Origin of the sequence: Bradyrhizobium sp. WSM2793, from assembly GCF_000379585.1 — a bacterium.
Taxonomy (GTDB): domain Bacteria; phylum Pseudomonadota; class Alphaproteobacteria; order Rhizobiales; family Xanthobacteraceae; genus Bradyrhizobium.
Map to the genome: position 1 here is coordinate 182,226 of NZ_KB902802.1, position 19,927 is coordinate 202,152.

General features: G+C 63.4%; 15 protein-coding genes. 7 read left to right on the plus strand and 8 right to left on the minus strand.

From position 1 onward, the window contains the following. Positions 1 to 167: 167 nt before the first annotated feature. The 6 genes from A3AS_RS0130760 to A3AS_RS0130785 form a co-directional block, all read right to left on the minus strand. Positions 168 to 689, minus strand: coding sequence for a hypothetical protein (locus A3AS_RS0130760; RefSeq protein WP_026202535.1), 522 nt, complete (start codon positions 687 to 689; stop codon positions 168 to 170). A gap of 65 nt (positions 690 to 754) precedes the next feature. Further along, complete coding sequence (locus tag A3AS_RS0130765) at positions 755 to 1,567, minus strand: MBL fold metallo-hydrolase (RefSeq protein ID WP_026202536.1); 813 nt, start codon at positions 1,565 to 1,567, stop codon at positions 755 to 757. A gap of 59 nt (positions 1,568 to 1,626) precedes the next feature. Then, positions 1,627 to 2,031: a type II toxin-antitoxin system VapC family toxin gene (locus A3AS_RS0130770; protein ID WP_018321340.1), complete on the minus strand. Its 405-nt coding sequence runs from the start codon at positions 2,029 to 2,031 to the stop codon at positions 1,627 to 1,629. Continuing rightward, positions 2,028 to 2,282 (minus strand): AbrB/MazE/SpoVT family DNA-binding domain-containing protein, encoded by a 255-nt coding sequence (locus tag A3AS_RS0130775; RefSeq protein ID WP_018321341.1) that lies wholly within the window; start codon positions 2,280 to 2,282, stop codon positions 2,028 to 2,030. Before A3AS_RS0130775 ends, A3AS_RS0130770 begins: the two co-directional genes overlap by 4 nt. A gap of 83 nt (positions 2,283 to 2,365) precedes the next feature. Then, positions 2,366 to 3,892, minus strand: coding sequence for a hypothetical protein (locus A3AS_RS0130780; RefSeq protein WP_018321342.1), 1,527 nt, complete (start codon positions 3,890 to 3,892; stop codon positions 2,366 to 2,368). Next, the gene (locus tag A3AS_RS0130785; RefSeq protein ID WP_026202537.1) at positions 3,889 to 4,638 is read right to left on the minus strand and encodes an ABC transporter ATP-binding protein; all 750 of its coding nucleotides are present in this window, start codon (positions 4,636 to 4,638) and stop codon (positions 3,889 to 3,891) included. Before A3AS_RS0130785 ends, A3AS_RS0130780 begins: the two co-directional genes overlap by 4 nt. 262 nt (positions 4,639 to 4,900) lie before the next feature. Between A3AS_RS0130785 and A3AS_RS0130790 the strand changes: the two genes are divergently transcribed. The 6 genes from A3AS_RS0130790 to A3AS_RS0130815 all read left to right on the plus strand — a co-directional run bounded on the left by A3AS_RS0130790 (position 4,901) and on the right by A3AS_RS0130815 (position 11,715). Further along, entirely contained in the window at positions 4,901 to 5,776 is an 876-nt protein-coding gene (locus A3AS_RS0130790; protein ID WP_018321344.1) for a branched-chain amino acid ABC transporter permease, read from the plus strand. A gap of 5 nt (positions 5,777 to 5,781) precedes the next feature. Beyond that, on the plus strand, positions 5,782 to 6,933 hold the full coding sequence (locus tag A3AS_RS0130795) for a branched-chain amino acid ABC transporter permease (RefSeq protein ID WP_018321345.1): 1,152 nt from the start codon (positions 5,782 to 5,784) through the stop codon (positions 6,931 to 6,933). Then, the gene (locus tag A3AS_RS0130800; RefSeq protein ID WP_018321346.1) at positions 6,930 to 7,688 is read left to right on the plus strand and encodes an ABC transporter ATP-binding protein; all 759 of its coding nucleotides are present in this window, start codon (positions 6,930 to 6,932) and stop codon (positions 7,686 to 7,688) included. Before A3AS_RS0130795 ends, A3AS_RS0130800 begins: the two co-directional genes overlap by 4 nt. Before the next feature lie 3 nt (positions 7,689 to 7,691). Next, positions 7,692 to 8,480, plus strand: a complete 789-nt coding sequence (locus A3AS_RS0130805; protein ID WP_018321347.1) for an ABC transporter ATP-binding protein — start codon at positions 7,692 to 7,694, stop codon at positions 8,478 to 8,480. A 91-nt stretch (positions 8,481 to 8,571) separates the two neighbouring features. Beyond that, a complete protein-coding gene (locus tag A3AS_RS0130810) occupies positions 8,572 to 10,410 on the plus strand; it encodes a long-chain fatty acid--CoA ligase (RefSeq protein ID WP_018321348.1) in 1,839 nt (612 codons plus the stop codon). Positions 10,411 to 10,515: 105 nt separating this feature from the next. Next, positions 10,516 to 11,715, plus strand: a complete 1,200-nt coding sequence (locus A3AS_RS0130815) for an ABC transporter substrate-binding protein (protein WP_018321349.1) — start codon at positions 10,516 to 10,518, stop codon at positions 11,713 to 11,715. A 213-nt stretch (positions 11,716 to 11,928) separates the two neighbouring features. Here A3AS_RS0130815 and A3AS_RS0130820 read toward each other — a convergent pair whose 3' ends face one another. Beyond that, a complete protein-coding gene (locus A3AS_RS0130820; RefSeq protein WP_018321350.1) occupies positions 11,929 to 13,041 on the minus strand; it encodes a lysozyme inhibitor LprI family protein in 1,113 nt (370 codons plus the stop codon). Between the two features lie 168 nt (positions 13,042 to 13,209). Further along, a complete protein-coding gene (locus A3AS_RS0130825) occupies positions 13,210 to 13,941 on the minus strand; it encodes a transglutaminase-like cysteine peptidase (RefSeq protein ID WP_018321351.1) in 732 nt (243 codons plus the stop codon). A gap of 621 nt (positions 13,942 to 14,562) precedes the next feature. Between A3AS_RS0130825 and A3AS_RS0130830 the strand changes: the two genes are divergently transcribed. Next, positions 14,563 to 19,884, plus strand: coding sequence for a VCBS domain-containing protein (locus A3AS_RS0130830; RefSeq protein ID WP_018321352.1), 5,322 nt, complete (start codon positions 14,563 to 14,565; stop codon positions 19,882 to 19,884). Positions 19,885 to 19,927 lie beyond the last annotated feature (43 nt).

Sequence of the window (19,927 nt, forward strand, 5' to 3'; positions counted from 1 at the left end):
GCTCCCTCTCCCGCTTGCGGGGGAGGGCTGGGGTGGGGGTGCTTCCGCAATGGGACATTCCAGATGCGGAGAAAGCCCCCACCCGCGCTACGCGCCGACCTCCCCCGCAAGCGGGAGAGGTTGCAGCGAGTTTGCCGCCGGATCGTTTCAATCAAAATCCAATCGGCCTAAGCCCTGCGCCGCTTCGCCTTCACATCGACCATTAGCCGCCAATCACTTGCATCGGCCGGCTTGGCCTCGCCGAGCCAGTGGAAGGAATCGTCGGTGATTTCCGTAAAGCTCCAGCGCGTCAGCTCGCCGGCCTCCGTTGTGCCTTCCTGCACGATGTCGGCGCCGCGCGGCCGGCCGATCTGCTGGCGGAAGACGCTGCGTCCGGGATCGAACCAGGAAATCCGCCACGCAGCGATGGTCGGATCGTAGACGCGCAGCGTCGTGCCGTACCAATTGCCCGCGATCGGAAAGTCGGGGCTGCCTGCGGGGCGCGGGATGATCCAGACGTCCTGGACGGCGCGGCCCTCCAGCACCCAGCCAAAATGGATCTCGCCGGCTGCCGTGTGTTTCGCTGCGCCGGGCCCATGGGCGGTGATCTCGGCAACCCAATCCCCGACGAAGCGGCCATAGAGCTGCAGCGCCGCCGCGTGCTCGGGGTTCGGTCCATCCGCGTGCAAGAGTCTGGCAAAGTCGGTCATGTCAATCTCCTGTTTCAGACAGATCAGCACGACCGGCCGACCGCCGGCTTGGAGAAAATTGCGCGTCAGACCCCGTCGAGGATGATCACCGTCGGCTTCGACGGCAGCGCATCCCGCGACATCCGGAACGACCGCTCGGAGCGCCGGTCGATCTCGAACTGCTGGCCGATCCGGCGCATGAAATCGTCGAGCGGGGTGGCGAAGCGATGCATCGGCAGCACGACGGAGGCGCGCAGGCGCCTGGTGATGTCAGAAATCCCTTCGAGCGACATGGTGTAAGTGCCGTCGATCGGCACCATCACGATATCGAGCCGTCCGATCTGGGCGAAATGGCTGTCGTCGAGCTTGTGATGGAGGTGGCCGAGATGGCCGATACAGAGCCCCGCGACCTCGAAGATGAAGATCGAATTGCCGTCGCGGATCATGTCGGCGCCGGCATCATCGCCGAAATAGCGGCGGATGTCGGTCGTGACATTGCGGATGAAGGCGTCACTGATGCGCTCCGATACGATCGCCGGCTTGCCGTCGTCGCCCCAACCATGCAGCACGTGAGGAATGCGCTTATCGGGAAACAGCGAGTAGTGCGTGCTGTGGGCCCGGTTCATAGTCACGACGTCGGGCAGTCGTCCGACCTGATAGGCGCCGCTATAATCGGTCGCGATGCGCAGGCCGCCGGGCGTGTCGATGAAATAGGTGGAATGGCCGGCATAGGTGATCTCGACCCCGCCTGTGCCGGCCGCCGGCCGGAACGCCACCGGCAGGATACGCGGGGCCGCGTTGGCCATCGCCAGGCATTCGCTGCGCTGTGGCTGCTGGGCGAGGGCAGGGGCGGCCAGCCAACTGAGAAACGCAAGAGCCGTCAGCAATGGTCGAAACATGCAGAACCGTCCGCCGCTCATCGACGATCTGCTGAGTGTATCGACGAATCATCCTCGCGTCATGTGGTGCCGGCCAGCCGCGCCAATCCGCCGCTTGCCTCGATCAGTTTCACGGCCTTCCTGTCGAAGGACACGAAAGTGTCGGCTCCAAGCCAATTGCCTTCATGGGCGATGACGCCATCGGCGAAATCGCCCCCGGCATCGAGGAACGACAATCCAGCCTCGGCTGCCGGCCGATCGACGACCGCATTGGAGGCATTGATCAAATGCCGGATCGAAGCCGAGATATTCTCAGCCGAAGTTTTGTAGCCTCGAGAGAGAACCCAGGCCAGCTCGCACAGTGCGGGAATCGAGATGGCTATGAGGTCTGCCTTCTTGAGAAGGGCTTCGGCCACCTTGCTCTGTTCGGCGTCATCCCCGACCAGAACGCGCACCAACACGTTGGTGTCGGGCGTTATCTTCATCGCTTGCCGGTCCAGCCGTCAGCAATGACTTCGTTCATCTCCTCGATCGACAATGATCGACCGTTCGTTTTTCCTCTCAGGAAACCGAAGGCGTCCGAAATCTTTCCGACGGGCCGAGCTGCCTTCACCTCAACCCGCCCTCCCGGAAGCTTCTCTATCGAGATCTTGTCGCCGGGATGCACACCGAGGTGCTCCAGGAGATCCTTCCGCAGCGTAACCTGCCCCTTTGCCGTGACAGTAAGCGTACCCATGGGATCCTCAATTCTTGATAGCCGATAGGTAAGGTAATTTAGCCTTACTTTCAAGTGAAGCAGGCAAGGCGCCTCTCACGCCTTCAGTCCCGCCTTGGGCTGAACTTCCAGGTGATCGCAACGAGGCTGGCGGTGATCAGGCCACTAATGAGGCCGGCGATGGGGAGTGCAAGCAGCAATGCCGCGGTTGCGGCCCAGCCAATCGAGGAGAACGCCTCCGCGAAGGTCGCGAGCCGCGACGAGGTCTGGCGGCGGCGGAATTGGCTGCGCCGGGCCTGCACCCGGAACCAGAGCTGGATCGCGGTCGCGGAGGCCGCGCTGAGGATGATCGCGCCGGCACTCACTGCTGCCTGGATCGGTGCGGCGAAGGCCAGTGCGGCAATCAGCGGGCAGAAGATGACGGCGATCGCGATCAGCACCACCTCGATCTTGGCGCGGATGACGGCGGATGGCGTCAGCGGCGCGGTCGCGACCAGGTCGGGGGCGTCCTCGCCCGAGATGGTCAGCCAGGCCAGTCCGCCGGCAAGCTGTCCGGCCGCCATCACGACGACTGGCGTGATCAGCGTCAGCGCCGCGGAGCTGTCGGCAAAATTGCGCCAGAGCAGCAGCGCCGGCGGCACCAGATAGAGCAGCTGCATCAGGGTCTGCGAGATCAGCCAGGGATCGCGCCAGAGCAGCGAGAACTCCTTGCGCCGCAGCGCCTGCTGCCGCGACCCGGCGCGGAACGGGCGCTCCTTCGCGCGCCTGTTGCCGGAGGTGCCGTAAGCGGCGGCATCGATCGCCGTGTCGGCAAAGCGATGCGAGAAGATCGCCATGACGCTTCCGAGCAGCACCAAAGCGAGCGCCAGGAGCGGCAGCAGCGCTTCGCTGTCGCCCATCGCCGCCCGCGCCGGCCACCACCAGATGCTCTCGACATCGGGGGCATGGGCGGCCACGCTGCCTGAGGTCAGGATGGTGAAGCGCGACAGCGTGCCGTAGGACATGATCGCCGCGATCTGGAGCGCGATGACGAAGCCGGCGCCGATGATCGCGGCGAGGATCTGGGCGATCAGGCGCGTGCGCGCCGGGCCGATCAGGCGAAACAGCAGGATGGTGACGGCGATCGCGACCGCCGCGGCCGACAGGCCCATGACGACGACCACCCCGAATGCGCTGAGCCAGCGCGCGCCGCCGCCGATCACGAGCACGTCGATGAAGGGCGTCGAGAACAGCAGCGCGATCGCGGTGACGGTCAGCGCGATCGCGGCGATGCGGACCGAGAACAGGTTGGCGAGCGTCGCCGGCGAGGACATGATCAGGTCGAGATCGGCGCGGGCGTAGAACACCCGCGTCACCGATTCGATCGCCTGCGACAGCATCAAGGTCCAGGCGAGAAAGATCGTCGCCGAGATCACGATCAGCGAGGATTTGTCGAGCGGCAGCTGCAGATCGGCGAAACGGCCGATCACCGCCCAGGCCGGCAGGTGCAGCAGCGCGGCGAAGCAGACGAGGCCGATGACGGCGGCGCGCGCCCGCTTGCGCCGTCCGCCGGTCATCATGGCGAACCATTCGCGCCAGGCGAGCCGGAGCTCGTGGCGTGCGAACCAGGAGAGCGCGGTGGCCGAGCTCATGCGGCTTCCGGAAGCGTCACCAGCGCGATGAAGAGATCCTCCAGGCTGGTATCGGCATGGCCGTTCTGCTGGCGCAGCTCGGTCAGCGTGCCCTCGGCCACCAGGCGGCCCGAGGCGATCACGCCGATGCGGTCGGCCATGCGCTCGGCGACTTCGAGAATATGCGTGGTCATGATGACGGTGCAGCCGGCGCGGACACGTTCGCTGAGCAGGCCCTTCACGTGGCGGGCGGAGACGGCATCGAGCCCCGTCAGCGGTTCGTCGAGAATGATGAGGCGGGGATCGTGCACCAGCGCGCCAGCGAGCGCGACCTTCTGGCGCATGCCTTTGGAAAAGCCCTCGCAGCGCTCGTGCCGATGTGGCTCCAGGCCGAGCGAGCCGAGCAGGTCCTGCGCGACCGGCTCCGAGACCGACGGCGCGATGCCCCAGAGGCCGGCGACGAATTCGAGATATTCGAGCGGGGTCAGCTTGTCGTAGATCATCGGCTCGTCGGAGACCCACGCCATCACCTGCTTGGCGGCGACGGGATTTTCGAGCGCATCGATGCCGAAGATCGAGACCGCGCCGGCATCGGGCCGCAGCAGGCCCGCGACCATGCGCAAAGTGGTGGTCTTGCCGGCGCCGTTGGGGCCGACCAGCGCATAGAATTCGCCGGCGTGGATGGTGAGATCGAGGCTGTCGACCGCCAGACGGTCAAAACGCTTCGTTAACCCCAGGACTTCCAGCGCCGACTTGTCCCGCTTCATGACGCCCACACTATCCGGTTTTGCATCGCTCGCGACCATGATCCCAAGATGTTTCGGCACCGTGAATCTACGGCCCACAAATTCCGCCATCCGGTTTCGACTAATGGCAAGTCACCGTTTGTTGACAGTAAGGAGCGGTTCAGGCTGAATTGGTTCCGGACAAATGGCGCTAACGCAGCGAGACGACTGCGTAGCGACTGGACACAAGATGCGGCAAGGCGGTCGGGAAGAGCCGCCGGCTGCATCGGGAGGACGCGCGTCAATGCTGGATTTCGTTCAGCAGCTGGTCAGCGGTGTTGCGCTCGGCTGCGTCTACGGCCTGATCGCGCTCGGCTTCGTGCTCGTCTACAAGGCCACCGAGGTCGTCAATTTCGCCCAGGGCGATCTGATGATGCTCGGCGGCTTCTTCGCCTTCACCTTCATCGGCATGATGGGCCTGAACTACTGGATCGGCTTTGCCGGTGCGGTGGCCGCGATGGCGCTGTTCGGCATGCTGGCGGAGCGCGTCGTGGTGCGGCCGATCCTCGGCTATCCGCAATTCTCCATCATCATGGCCACCATCGGCCTCGGCTATTTCCTGCGCTCGGTCGCCGGCATGATCTGGGGCACCGATGATCTGAAGATCGAGACCCCGTTCAGCCAGGGCGTGCTCCGTATCGGCTCGCTGGTGCTCGCCTACGACAAGCTGTCGGTGATCGCGGCGACGATGATCCTGTGCACGCTGCTCTATCTGTTCTTCAACAAGACCACGCTCGGCACTGCGATGCGCGCCAGTTCCGAGAACATGCTCGCGGCCTACTACATGGGCATTCCGGTCAAGCGCGTGGTGTCGATCGTCTGGGCGATCAGCGCGGCGGTGGCGACCTGCGCCGGCGTGCTGCTGGCGCCGATCACCTTCATCCATTCCAATGTCGGCCTCGTGCTTGGCCTCAAGGCATTTCCCGCTGCGGTCCTCGGCGGCTTCGGCTCGATCCCGGGCGCCGTGGTCGGCGGCGTCCTGATCGGCGTGATCGAGAGCATGGCCGGCTTCTACCTGCCCGAAGGCTGGAAGGATGTCGCGCCGTACCTCGTGCTGCTCGCGGTGCTGCTCTTGAAGCCCGAAGGCCTGTTCGGCCACCACGTCCGCAAGAAGGTCTGAACGCCATGCGCTTCCTGTTCAAGACCGACTATGAGGATGACATCAAGCTGTTCCCGCATTCGGGCTATCTGGTCTCGTACGGCATCCTGCTCGTACTGCTGCTGATCGCGCCCTATGTGCTCTCCAGCTATTTGATGAGCCAGCTCGTCTTCGTCTGCATCTATGCGATCGTCGGCGTCGCGCTGCTGATCCTGACCGGCTTTACCGGCCAGGCCTCGCTCGGCCACGCTGCATTCCTCGCCATCGGGGCCTACACGGCGGCATACTTGCAGAAGTACAACGTGCCGTTCCCGGTTTACTTCCTCGCCGCCGGAGGTTTGACCGGCATCATCGGCGCGATGGTCGGCTTTCCCGCGCTGCGCCTGACCGGCATCTATCTCGTCATCGCCACCATCTCCTTTGCCCTGATCGTCGAGGAGATCCTGGCGCGCTGGGAAAGCGTCACCCACGGCAACGAGGGTATGCGGGTGAAGACGTTGTCGCTGCTCGGCGTCACCGTCCCGCGCGACAGCCCCACCTTCTATTTCCTCTGCCTCTCGGTGCTGGTGCTGACCATCGTCGGCACGCTCAATTTGCTGCGTTCGCCGACGGGACGCGCCTTCGTCGCGATCCGCGACAGCGAGACGGCGGCGCGCAGCATGGGCGTCAATGTCGCGCTCTATAAGGTGAAGTCCTTTGCGATCTCGGCGGCAATCACGGGCTTTGCCGGCGTGCTGTTTGCCCACAAGCTTTCCTTCATCTCGCCGGAGATGTTCACGCTCCAGCTCTCGATCGAGTTCATCATCGTAATCTTGATCGGCGGCACCTTCAGCCTGCACGGCGCGGTGCTCGGCGCGATCTTCATCGTGATGATCGATCCGTTCCTGACCTATCTCAAGGACGACATGCCCGGCCTGATCGCGGGCATTGCGGCGACGTTCGGCGCCGGCCCGGCCACCGCCGGCAACATCCAGTCGAAGGTCGCGGCCTTTGCCTCGCTCAACGGCCTGAAGGGCGCGATCTACGGCATCATCATCGTGCTGTTCGTGTTGTTCGAGCCGCTCGGTCTCTACGGCCGCTGGCTGAAGATAAAACTCTTCTTCCAGCTGTTCCCGCTCTACAAGCGCGCCACCTTCAAGCGGCAGAAGATCTACGTGAAGTCGGAGCGGAACCGATGAGCTATTTCCGCGCCGAAAATCTGTCGCTGCATTTCGGGGGACTCAAGGCCGTCGATGCGGTGTCCTTCGCGGTCGAGAAGGGCGAGATCCTCTCGATCATCGGGCCGAACGGTGCGGGCAAAAGCTCGATCTTCAACCTGATCTCGCGGATCTACCGGCCGACCTCGGGCCGCATCTTCTTCGAGGATCAGGATATCACCGAAGAGCCGCCCTACGATATCGCCAAGCTCGGCATCGCCCGCACCTTCCAGAACATCGAGCTGTTCGAGAATGCGACCGTGCTGTCCAACCTGCTGGTCGGCCGCCATCGGCATTCGACCACGCAGCTCTGGCAGGAGCTTTTGTTCCTGCCGAGCGTGCGCGCCAACGAGAAAGTCCATCGCCGCAGGGTCGAGCAGGTCATCGAATTCCTCGATCTCGAACCCTATCGCGACAAGCTGATCTCCGGCCTGCCTTACGGCGTGCGCAAGGTGATCGAGCTGGCGCGCGCGCTGTGCTCGGAGCCGAAGCTCATCCTGCTCGACGAGCCATCGTCCGGCCTCAATGTCGAGGAAACCGACGACATGTCGTTCTGGATCCGCGACATGAAGAGCGAGCTCGGCGTCACCGTATTGATGGTCGAGCACGACATGTCGCTGGTCAACCGCGTCTCCGATCGCGTCATCGCATTGAATTACGGAAGGGTGCTGGCGATGGGGTCGCCCGCCGAAGTCCAGCAGCATCCCGACGTCGTCGCTGCGTATCTGGGAGCTTGACGCATGGTTGCCGCTGTCACGCCCGAGATCATCTTAAAACTCTCCAACATCGAGAGCTATTACGGGCCGATCATGGCGATCCGCGGCATCTCGCTGGAAGTGCCGCGCGGCCGCATCGTCACCCTGCTGGGGGCCAACGGCGCCGGCAAGACCACGGTACTGAAGACCATCTCGGGCATTCTCGACCCGCAGAAGGGCTCGATCGAATTCCTGGGCAAGCCGATCCAGCGCATGGAGGCCGACCGGATCGTGCGGCTCGGCCTCAGCCATGTGCCGGAGGGACGCGAGGTGTTTCCGTTCCTGTCCGTGCGCGAGAACCTGATGATGGGGGCCTATCCGCGCAAGGACCGCGCCGGCGTCGCGGAGGATCTCGATCGCGTCTATGGTTACTTTCCGCGGCTGAAGGAGCGCATCAACCAGCCGGCCGGTCAGCTCTCGGGCGGCGAGCAGCAGATGCTGGCGATCGGCCGCGCCTTGATGAACCGGCCGACGCTGCTGCTGCTCGACGAGCCCTCGCTCGGCCTATCGCCGCTGCTGGTGAAGGAGATCTTCACCATCATCCGCCGCGTCAATGAGGAGCAGGGCATGTCGATCCTGCTGGTCGAGCAGAATGCCAAGGTGGCGCTGGAGACGGCGCATTACGGCTATGTGCTGGAGATCGGCCGTATCGTGATGAACGACACCTGCGACCGCTTGATGCATTCCCAGGACATCCAGGAGTTCTACCTTGGCGCCAAGGAAGCGGGTGCGCGAGGCGAGCGGCGCTGGAAAAAGAAGAAGACGTGGCGGTGAGGAAGAGCTGGCAGTAAGATGAGCTTGCCATCCGCAATCAAGACCGCCGGCAAGGCAGGCAGCGGAGGCAGGCGACAAGGAGGAGACGTGCATGGCCCGACCGGCGGTGCTGACGGTCGCTGATACGATCGCGAAGAGCTTCTTGCGCGCTGCGGAGACGCGGGGCGATCGGCCGGCCATCCGCGAGAAGAAATTCGGCATCTGGCAGCCGACAAGCTGGCGCGAATGGCTGGCGATATCGAAAGAGATTGCCTACGCGCTTCATGCGACCGGCTTCATGCCCGGCGACGTCGCCTCCATCATCGCCAACGCCGTGCCGGAATGGGTCCATGCCGACATGGGTATCCTGTGCGCCGGCGGCGTCGCTTCGGGCATCTACCCGACCGACGCGTCGTCCCAGGTCGAATATCTCATCAACGATTCCCGGACCAAAGTGATCTTCGCCGAGGACGAGGAGCAGCTCGACAAGATCCTCGCCTGCCGCTCGCGCTGCGCGAGCCTGCAGAAGATCATCGTGTTCGATATGGAGGGCCTCAGCGGCTTCTCCGACGACATGGTGATGTCGCTCGACGAGTTTCGCGCGCTCGGCCGCAATCACATGGTCGGCCGCGAGGCGCTGTGGCAGGAGATGATCGGCAGCCGCGGCGCCGGCGATCTCGCGATCCTGGTCTATACGTCCGGCACCACCGGTCCGCCCAAGGGCGCGATGCACGCCAACCGCAGCGTTACGCACCAGATGCGTCACGCCAATGACTTCATTCCGGCGCAGGAGGACGAGGACAGGCTGATCTTCCTGCCGCTGTGCCACGTCGCCGAGCGCATCGGCGGCTACTACATCTCGGTCGCACTCGGCTCGGTGATGAATTTCGCCGAGAGCCCGGAAACCGTGCCGGACAATTTGCGCGAGGTGCAGCCGACCGTCTTCCTCGCGGTTCCCCGCATCTGGGAAAAATTCTATTCCGCCATCACCATCGCGCTGAAGGATGCGACCCCACTGCAGCAATGGGTCTATCGCCGCGCCATCGGCATCGGCTACCGCATGGTCGATTACCGGATCGAAGGCAAGCCGCCGCCGCTGTCGTTGCGCCTCGCAAGCCGGATCGCCTACCGGCTCGCATTCCGCAATATCCGCCGCATGATCGGGCTCGATCGCTGCCGCGTCGCCTTCACCGGCGCAGCGCCGATCGCGCCGGAGCTGATCCGCTGGTATCTCGCGCTCGGCATCGACATGCACGAGCTCTACGGCCAGACCGAGAATTGCGGTGTCGCCACCATGATGCCGGCGGAGCGGATCAAGCTCGGTTCGGTCGGCACCGCCGTGCCCTGGGGCGAGGTCACGCTGTCGCCCGAGGGTGAGATCCTGATCAAGGGCGACTTCCTGTTCATGGGTTACCTGAACCAGCCAGAGAAGACCGCCGAGACCATCGATCAGCGCGGCTGGCTGCACACCGGCGACGTCGGCACGATCGACAATGAAGGCTTTGTCCGCATCACCGACCGGATGAAGGACATCATCATCACCTCCGGCGGCAAGAACATCACGCCGTCCGAGATCGAGAACCAACTCAAATTCTCGCCCTACATCTCCGATGCGGTCGTGATCGGCGACAAGCGGCCGTATCTGACCTGCCTCGTGATGATCGACCAGGAGAACGTCGAGAAGTTCGCCCAGGACCACGACATTCCCTTCACCAATTACGCGAGCCTGTGCCGGGCGACCGAGATTCAGGACCTGATCGGGCGCGAGATCGAGCAGGTCAACGGCAATTTTGCCCGCGTCGAGACCATCAAGAAGTTCTACCTGATCGAACGCCAGCTCACACCGGAGGACGAGGAGCTGACGCCGACCATGAAGCTGAAGCGCGGCTTCGTGAACAAGCGCTACGCCGCCGAGATCGAGGCGATGTATCGCCAGCGCGCGGTTGCTTGAGCAAGATCCGGAGGATCATGCTCAAGAGAGATGGATTTGAGAAAACGGCGAAGGCTTGAGAGGCCCGATCCTTCGCTCAACACGGGCCACCGAAGGAGGACTGCAATGTCGAAATCGCTGAAGGCGCTGGGCCTGGCGGTGAGCGCCCTTGCGCTGACTTGTCTGCCGGCCGCCGCTCAAACCAAGGTCACCAATGAAGGCATCTCGGCATCCGAGATCGTCATCGGCACGCATCAGGACCTGTCGGGCCCGATCAAGGGCTGGGGCGTGCCGGTCTCCAACGGCATGAAGATGGCGGTCGAGGAGATCAACGCGGCCGGCGGTGTCCAGGGTCGCAAGATCAAGCTTGTCGTCGAGGATAGCGGCTACGATCCGAAGAAAGCTGTGCTGGCTTCGCAAAAGCTGATCGAGCGCGACAAGATTTTCGCGATGGTGGGACCAATGGGATCGCCGACCGTGCTCGCTGCGCAGGATATCCTGCTCGACGCCGGCGTGCTTCAGCTCTTCCCGCTGACGGCGGCCGAGTTCACCTTCAAGTTCGATGCGGCCAAGCCGCAGGAGCGGCTGAAGTTCAACAACCTCCTGCCCTACGTCGAGAGCACGCGCGCAGCGCTCAAATACATGATTGAGGCAAAGAATTTCAAGAAGCCGTGCATCATGCATCAGGACGACGAGTACGGAAAAAACGTGCTCGATGGCTTCAACCAGCAGCTCGCCGCCATGAAGGTGCAGCCGGCCTCGATCACGAGCTACAAGCGCGGCGCCTCCGACTTCTCGGCGCAGGTCGCCAAGATGAAGTCCGACGGCTGCGACCTCGTCGTGCTCGGCGCGGTCCTCCGTGAGCCTATCGGCACCATGACCGAGGCCAGGAAGCTCGGCTGGGAGGTAACCTTCCTCGGTGCCACGCCCGTCAACGTGCTCGAAGTGCCGGCGCTCGGCAAGGAAGTGGTGGAAGGCTTGTATGCCGCTTCGAACTTCGAAATCCCCTACGAAGACACCGCGAAGGGAAAGGTGAAGGACTGGCTCGTCAATTACAAGAAGATGTTCAACGCCGACGCCAACACGCAGGCGATCATCGGCTACAATGCGGTGATGACGTTCGCGCATTATGCCAACAAGGCTGGCAAGGATCTCACTGGCCAGAAGATGCTCGACGCGCTGGAGTCCGGCGACAAGTTCCAGGATATCTTCAATTCGCCGCCGACCGTGTTCTCGAAGACCAACCATCTCGCCACCACCGTCACCCAGGTGCAGCAGGTGAAGAACGGCCGTTGGGTGCTGGTGAAGGACAATCTGATGTTTTGATGAAGGGCGGCTCTCGCGACACGAACGGTGCACCCTCTCCCCTTGCGGGAGAGGGTGGATCGCCGCAAAGCGGCGAGCCGGGTGAGGGGTCTCTATCCTCACGAATAGCCTAGCGAGCGGAAAAACACCTCATCCGGCGCCAGAGCCGAAGCTTGGCTTCGGCGTTTTCTCCCGCAAGAGGAGAAGGAAGAAGCTCGCCAAGCTGAGCGAAACTCAAGATCCCCCGCTCGCCGTGCCCGAATTTACCGGCGCCAACTCGTCTTCCCTGCAGCGCCAGCCGTCGGCGGCTTTGACGAACGCAAAAGTGCGCTGGATCCTCAGGCGGCGCGTCACGTTGAAGGCTTCTGCCGAACGCTCCTTGTTGGCGGCGCTCGGCTGCGGGAGGCCCGTCCTAGCGTCCCAGCAGGTGCCGGTGCAGCTGGATGCGACCTTGCTGCACATGGTGAAGGGCGCCAGCACCGCCATCTCGATTTCGCCGGTGACCTGCGCCTCCTGTTCGGTCACCTGGCTGTCGAGCGCGTAGACGCGGTTGATGCGGAGGAAGTGGCCGCACGAATTGGCCGCATGGATCCGCGCCGCGCAGAAGTCGACCGCGTCGGTGTCGGGGATGCGGGCCGCGACCTGCCGGCCGAACACCTTTCTGGGGTCGCCCTTTGCCGTGCGGATCTCGTCGGCCTTGTGCTTTAGATGGTCGGAGAGACAATCCTCTGCGGATTCGAGCTCCTGGAGCGGCACGTTCTCCTTGCCGACCAGATTGCATTTGCGATCGCGCTCTCGTGTCCACCTGCCATATTCGGCGAAGGCAAAGCGCGCCGCGGTCGGGTCCAGCTTGCCGATCAGGCCGAGCACCTGGCCATTGAGCTCCGTTTCGGCGAGTGCCAGCGACGGGTCCGCACAGATCACCGCGCCCGCCGCGGTGTTGGCAGCGAGGCAGTCGAAATCCGGATCGCGCAGGATCGCGGCGCGCTCCTCTGTCACCTTGAGCAGGCACGCCTTTACCCGCTCGAAATCGTCGGGGCGGATCGCGGTCTGGCCGACGATGCCGCAGCCGAGATTGCGCTGGCGGATCCAGATCGCATTCTCCTCGATCGCGGGAAGGCGATCGGGCAGCCGGGCGAGCCGCGCCTCGATCGCGGTGTTCAGCTTCTCGGCGGCGGCGGCAAGCGCGGCATCACCGCAGAACAATTGATTGCCGGGGTCGCGAATCTGCTGGCAGTTGTTCTTGGCGAACAGCGGCAGCCGATCGGCGATGGAGCGGTCGGACTGCGCTGACGCGGGTGAGGCGAGCGCCAGCAACGCAATCACAGTCAGCACGATGAACCGCATTCCCGTCGCCCCCGCAAAGCCGTGGCCATGCTAGCCGTCCGGATCGCGTCGTGGAATGGGTTTTTGGTGAACCGAGGTTCGTAGCCCGGCTGAAGCGTAATCCGGGATTCGAGCGATAAGCGACCGCGCCCCGGATTTCGCTGCGCTCCATCCGGACTACAAGATGGCTCAGCGCGCCTCGACGGCCATCATCGAGACCTGCATCGGTTCGTCGACATATTTCATCACGGCCGACCGATGGAGCGCGAACAGCGGCTGGTAGCTCCGCGCAGCGTCGTCCTCGACCATCGCCATGCGGCGGTTGTCGAGCATCAGCCAGCGGCCATCGAGGCGCGCGGCGACAACCGCATGCTCCTCGCCGGCCCTGACGTCGCGCACCACGACGATGCGGAGATCCTCGGCGGCCACGCCCGCCAGCCGCAACGCGGCGAGCTTGGCGATGGCATAGTCCTCGCAGTCGCCGGCGCCGCGCGAGAAGGTCGCAAGCGGCGAGCTCCAGACGTCGTCGATGCCGTCATTGGCGGCCCGGATGGCAAGGTTGATGGCGCGGTTGGTCTCGCCGAGCCGGGCGCGGCCGTCGCGGGCGCGGGCCTGGTCGACGATGGCGAGCAGCTTCAGGGCCGCCGGCGAAGCGCAATTGTCGCGGTCACCGTCGCATAGCGCGAGCTGCACCATGTCGCCGTCGAGCTTGTCCTTCAGCAGGAGCCATTTCTGTTGCAGGCTGCCGGCGGAGATGGCGAAGGCGAACACGCCGAACGGCTCGGCGGATTTGCGCACGAGTAGGCCTGCGCCCGGCGACAGCAGCGTGCCGGCGCGAAGCTCGGCGGCCGACCCACACAGGACCAATCCGCACAGGACAAGGATTGCGCGCCAGGCGCGCGAGCGAGCAGCGGTCTCCATCTGACATCCCTTTCCGGCTTCGGTCCAAGTCCCCCTCGACCTGAACGCGCCGGGCTTTGTTGCTTTCGCGGAGATAGTGCGAGACGGGCCGTTTTGTTCTGCTTAACGCGCCCGGCTGGGGTTCCAAAACCGGGGAACAGGCTGAAACAGGCCCGTCCAAATTGCGTAAAATTTTACGATTCGCCGGCTAGGAGGTGTCAGTTCGCCGCGAAATCGAGCCAATTGCAGACATAGGTTGTGGAAGTGCCGAATCTGGGTCCTATGGCTAACGACCCCCTATTTCATGGGGTTCTGTTAGTTAGGTCACAGATTTAAGTGCGTATTTGCCGCAGGATGCTGCGGGACCTCGCGACGGTAAGATGACGCAAGTATCTGCTCTTTGACTATACGGCAGGTTACTTTGGATGATTGGAAATGCGTGGAAACAGGCCGAATTCGACTTCCGAATATTTAAAAGGTTACTTTCGCTTCTCTGGAGCGACGCCAAGACGTGGGGTTTCCTGGGGCCAAGTGATGCGAAATCACACAAGCAATAGATGGTATCGCTAAGGACTTGCTAATGCTATGCAAGCTTAGGCGGTCGATACTTACTTAAATTTTAACCCTTTTTACGGTGCCCGGTTGAACTACGCTGGCCAATTTGACGCCGCGATTGCTTTGGATGGCCAGGGTTCCCGCTCCCCCGGCGGTGCCCATGTCGATTCCTTTACGGCGAAGGCGCACGGTTACGTGCCTGAGGGCGCGTTCGTTGTTCCCGACCCCAACCTGATCTTCAACGGCGAATTCAAGCGTGCCGGTCTCGATCTCGTGCTGTCCCACGAGGGGCACGAATTCGTCGTTCACGATTATTTCAGGGGCGACAAGCGTGCCGCGCTCGCCTCGCCCGACGGCGCCCATCTCACTGGCGAAATCGTCAACGCGCTTACGGGCCATGTCCAGGTTGCTCAGGCCGCCCCCGGAGGCGCGGCCGCAGCCCAGGTCATCGGCCATGTCACCAAGCTCGTGGGCAGCGCGACCGCGATCCGCAACGGCGTCTCGGTCATCCTGAACAACGGCGACAACGTCGAGAAGGGTGACGTGGTCTCGACCGGCGCGGATTCCACGCTCGGCATCACCTTCATCGACGGCACCGTGTTCGGCCTGTCCTCGAATGCGCGGATGGTGCTGAACGAGATGGTCTACGACCCCAACGGGTCGAGCAACTCCTCGCTGCTGAGCCTCGTCGCCGGCACCATCACCTTCGTCGCCGGCGAGACCGCCAAGCACGGTGACATGAAGATCGACACGCCGGTTGCCACCATGGGCATCCGCGGCACCGCCGTGCTGACCCAGATCAACTTCGTCGTTCCCGCCGGTGGCGGCGATCCGCAGCCGCAGGCGAGCTTCCAGGTGCTGGTCGAACCGAACGGCACGACGGGCTCCTACATCCTGTTCGACAAGGTCACGCTGCTGCCGATCGCGACGGTCAACCAGGCCGGCCAGATGATCCAGATCAGCGGCGGCAACGTCTCGATCTCCAATGCGCTGATGTCGCCGGATGTTCAGAAGCTGATCACGGACGTGTTCACGCTGAAGTTCACCGACAACAACACCAACACCAAGCTGACCACGAACTTCACCGACACGCTCACGCCGATGAGCCTGGACGTGGTGTTCAAGTCGGGGGGCGGCGCCGTCGCGACCGCGACATTCGTCAATCTCAATCCGCAGGGATCGGAGGCGCCCAGCACGTCTACGCCGCCCATCGTGCGTATCCCCGGCCAGCCGATTGTGCAAAGCTTCGACGCCGGCGGCAATGTGAAGACGGCGTTCGCGCTGACCGAGCGTGCTGACGCGACCGGCGACACGCATTCCGATACGATTTCCGGCCTGATCAGATTCGTCGATCAAAACCTCGGCGACCGGCCGACGGTGAGCATCAGCCTCGCCGAAGCGCCGAACTACGTCTACAAGGACGCCGGCCAGCACGACGTCACCGGCTCGCTCTCTGCGCTCCAGAAGCAGGACATTGCGGCGACCCAGATCCAGATCAACGTCGCCCCCGACGCCGGCAACAATAACAACGGCTCGGCGGTCTGGACGTACACGATCCCGGACAAGGTCTTCGACTTCCTCGCGGCCGGCGAAATGCTGACGCTGACCTATATGGTCCGCGTCGACACTAATTTCGCAGTCAATCCCGAGTCCAGATTCATCCCGATCACCATCACGGTCACGGGAACGAACGACAAGCCCACCGTCGCGACGTTGGGCGGAACCGTCATCGAGAAGGTCGGGACCGGCAACGAGACTCTGGATACCATCACGGGCACCGTCACCTTCACCGACGTCGATCTGACCGACCGCCCGATCGTGAGCGCGGCGCTCTCGTCGACCCAGCCGTTCAAATATCTCGATGCGCAAGGCCACGACATCACGTCGACGCTGACGCCGCAGCAGCTCGCGGCGATCGCCGCCGTCGAGGTGCCGCTGACCGTGGTACAGGGCGCGGGAAACAGCAATAACGGTTCGGCCACCTGGACCTACAGCGTTCCCGACCATCTGTTCGATTTCCTCGCCAAAGGCGAGAAGCTGACCCTCAACTACGTGGTGCAAGTCGATGACGGGCACGGCGGTGTCGTCAGCACGCCGGTTACCGTGTCCATCGACGGCGCGGACGTCAATGTCGAGGGCACCAACGACGTGCCGACGATCGTCGAAGATCTGACCACGCCGACCGGTGCGGTGACCGAGGATACGGCGGCCACGCTCGCCGCCAACGGCACCATCACATTCAACGACCCTGATCTCACGGACACCCACACCGCGAGTTTTTCGCTGAAGTCGACGATTTCGAGCGTGCATCTGCCGGGCTTCAGCGACGGCACCTCGCATATCGGCACGTTCAGCCTCGGCTCAGTGAATGAAAGCCCGGGCGCCAGCTCCCGCGGGTCAGTGGGCTGGACCTTCACGCTCGACGACAACGACCCGGTGCTGCAGTCGCTGGCGGAAGGGCAGACCATCACGCAGGTCTATACCGTCAGGATCGACGACCATCACGGTGGGATCGTCACGCGGGACGTCACGGTCGTCATCACCGGCAAGAACGACGCGCCGACCGTGACCAGCGGTGCCGCGGCGGCGACAGGTCATGTCGTCGAGGACGCGGGCCTGACGCTGTCGATCGACGGCACGCTGGCGATTCAAGACCTCGATCTGATCGACACCCATGCGGCGCAGGCGGTGTTCAAGTCGTCGTCCATCAGCTCGGCTCTGCCGGGCTTCGATGCCGACAGCACGCACATCGGCACGTTCACGATCGATCAGTCGGTGCTCGAGTACAATACCGACACGAGCAATGGCGCGACGCTGGGTTGGCATTTCAGCCTCGACAACAGCAATGCAATGCTGCAGTCGCTGGCGCAGGGCCAGACCATCACGCAGGTCTATACCGTTACGTTCGACGATCATCATGGCGGTATCGTCAGCCAAGACGTCACCGTCACGATCACGGGCGTCAATGATGCACCGACCATCACGAGCGATGCCGCCGCGGCGACGGGCGCGGTGACCGAGGATGAGTGCGCCTCGCTCACGGCGGACGGCACGCTGGCGATCCAGGATCTGGACCTGACCGACACCCACACGGCGGCATGGTCGTTCAAATCTTCGTCCGTCAGCTCGGACCTGCCGGGCTTCGGAGCCAGCTCGCATATCGGCACCTTCACGATCGATGCGGTGTCCGAATCCGGCAGCGACAACGACGACGGTGCGACGTTGGGCTGGCACTTCACGCTCGACAACAGCGATCCCGTGCTGCAGTCGCTGGCGGAAGGGCAGACCATCACCCAAGTCTACACCGTTACGCTCGACGACCAGCATGGCGGCAAGATCAGCCAGGACGTTACCGTCACGATCACCGGCACCAATGATGCGCCGGCGGTGTCCTATGTCACGTCGGACTACATGAACTTCGACGGCCAGACCATCGCGGTCGGCGAGGTGCCGACGGCCGCGTCCGATGGAGTTACGCTTGATGGCTGGGTAAACTGGAACGGAGCCGCTGCGCCCGACGGCCAGGTCCTGTTCTACAACGGCAATACCTCGACAGCCGGCTTCGGTCTTATCGGTACCGTCGTCAGCGGCAATCTGGAGATCGAAATTCTCGAGGGAGGCGTCGATATCCTGGATACCGGCTTCGCGCTCACTGCAGGGCAATGGCATAACCTCGCCTTGACGCGCGATCAGGGTACCTTCACGCTTTTTGTCGATGGGAACGCCGTCTACTCCCACAGTGGAGGCGTGAACGCGGTCGGCAGCGGCCAGGATCCGTCCTACATGATGATCGGGGCCGCAAGCGACAGGTACGCCCCCGGCTTCGGGGCGCAGGGCTTCACCGGCTCGATCGCCGATGTCAGCGTCTGGACCACCGCGCTGACGCAAGCTCAGATCCAGTCGATCGACTTCACCGCGCTCACCGGCAACGAGGCCAATCTGGCCGCGTATTACCAGCTCGCCGACGGCGGTGGGACCACGGCCTCCAATGCGGTCAACCCCGCCAAGAGCCTCGCCATCGCGGGCGATGCGGACTGGGCAAGCAGCACCTCCGGGCCGGGCGGCGCCGTTGCCGATTTGGTGGAAACCAATGCCGGCCAGCTCGCGCATGGCGTGCTGGTGGTCTCCGACGTCGATGCGACCGATCACGTCACGGTGGCGGTCAGCGAGGTACAGGTTACATTCGACGGCGTGCTGCAAACGGGCAGCGTCGGCGGGTTGTCGAATGCCGACCTCCTCGCGGATCTCACTGTCCCCTCGGGTGATATCCTCGACGGCACCGCGACTCATACGCAGTTCACCTGGACCTTCAATTCGCACGGGCAGGCGTTCGATTTCCTCGCCGCCGGCCAGACGCTGTCGCTGCAATACACGATCGTTCCGTCGGACGCCGAGGGCGCTGGCACGAGCGCAGTCGTTACCGTCAACATCGCCGGCAGCAACGACGCACCGACGCTGGCCGATCTCCACATCGGACCGCTCGAGGATACGACGGCCGACGACACCTTCTGCGATCTGACCGGGACGTTGGCGGGCAACGATGTCGATACCGGCGAGACGGCGACGCTGACCTATGCCGTCATCAACGCGGATCACCACGCGGCGACGACAGCTGGCGGACTTTACGGGACGCTGACCGTCAATCCCGATGGCAGCTACAGCTACGTTCCGAACGCCGCCGCGATCAACGCGCTGGCGGACGGCTCCTACGCGGATATTTTCACGGTCCAGACCACGGATGTGCACGGTGCAACCGGCACGGCCACGCTCACCGTGGACGTGACCGGCGCGGACGAGAGCGACGCTCCGGTGATCGACGTCGACCAGATTTACGTCACGCAGGAAGGCGACATGGTGTTCGTCCATGGCATCACCGTCGCCGACGCCGACGCTGCTCCCGATGAAACCTTCACACTCACTGCGGCGGCGGATTCGGGCACATATGTGGAGCCAGCATCGACGTCCGATACCTTGGCGAGCGTCAATTCGGCCCTTCAGTATCTGACATACGCCGAGCCGAGCCCGGGTGGGCCTGCGACGGATAAGCTGGCGATCACCGTCACCGACAGCCACGGTGCGAGCGATACGGTCAACCTGATCTTCAATCTGGCCGAACAAGGCCCGGTGACCCTCGCCAGCACAGATAGCAAGGATGTGTTGTTCGGGACGGGCTATCAGGATCAATTCGTGTTCGCGGCCAATTCGAATCGCGACATCATTCTGGATTTCACGCACAATCAGGACCACATCGACCTGTCGGCCGTCGTGACCACCGCCAGCGTGTCCGACTGGATGGCTCAGCACGTGGCTGCGTCTGGAACGGATACCCTGATCACGCTCGATGCGGCGAACACCATCCTCGTCAAGGGTGTCAGTCTTCAGGCGAGCGACTTCATAGTGCATTCCTGACACCCCTGGGCGAAGCCGATCGTTGGCACACCAGGTCGGAGCT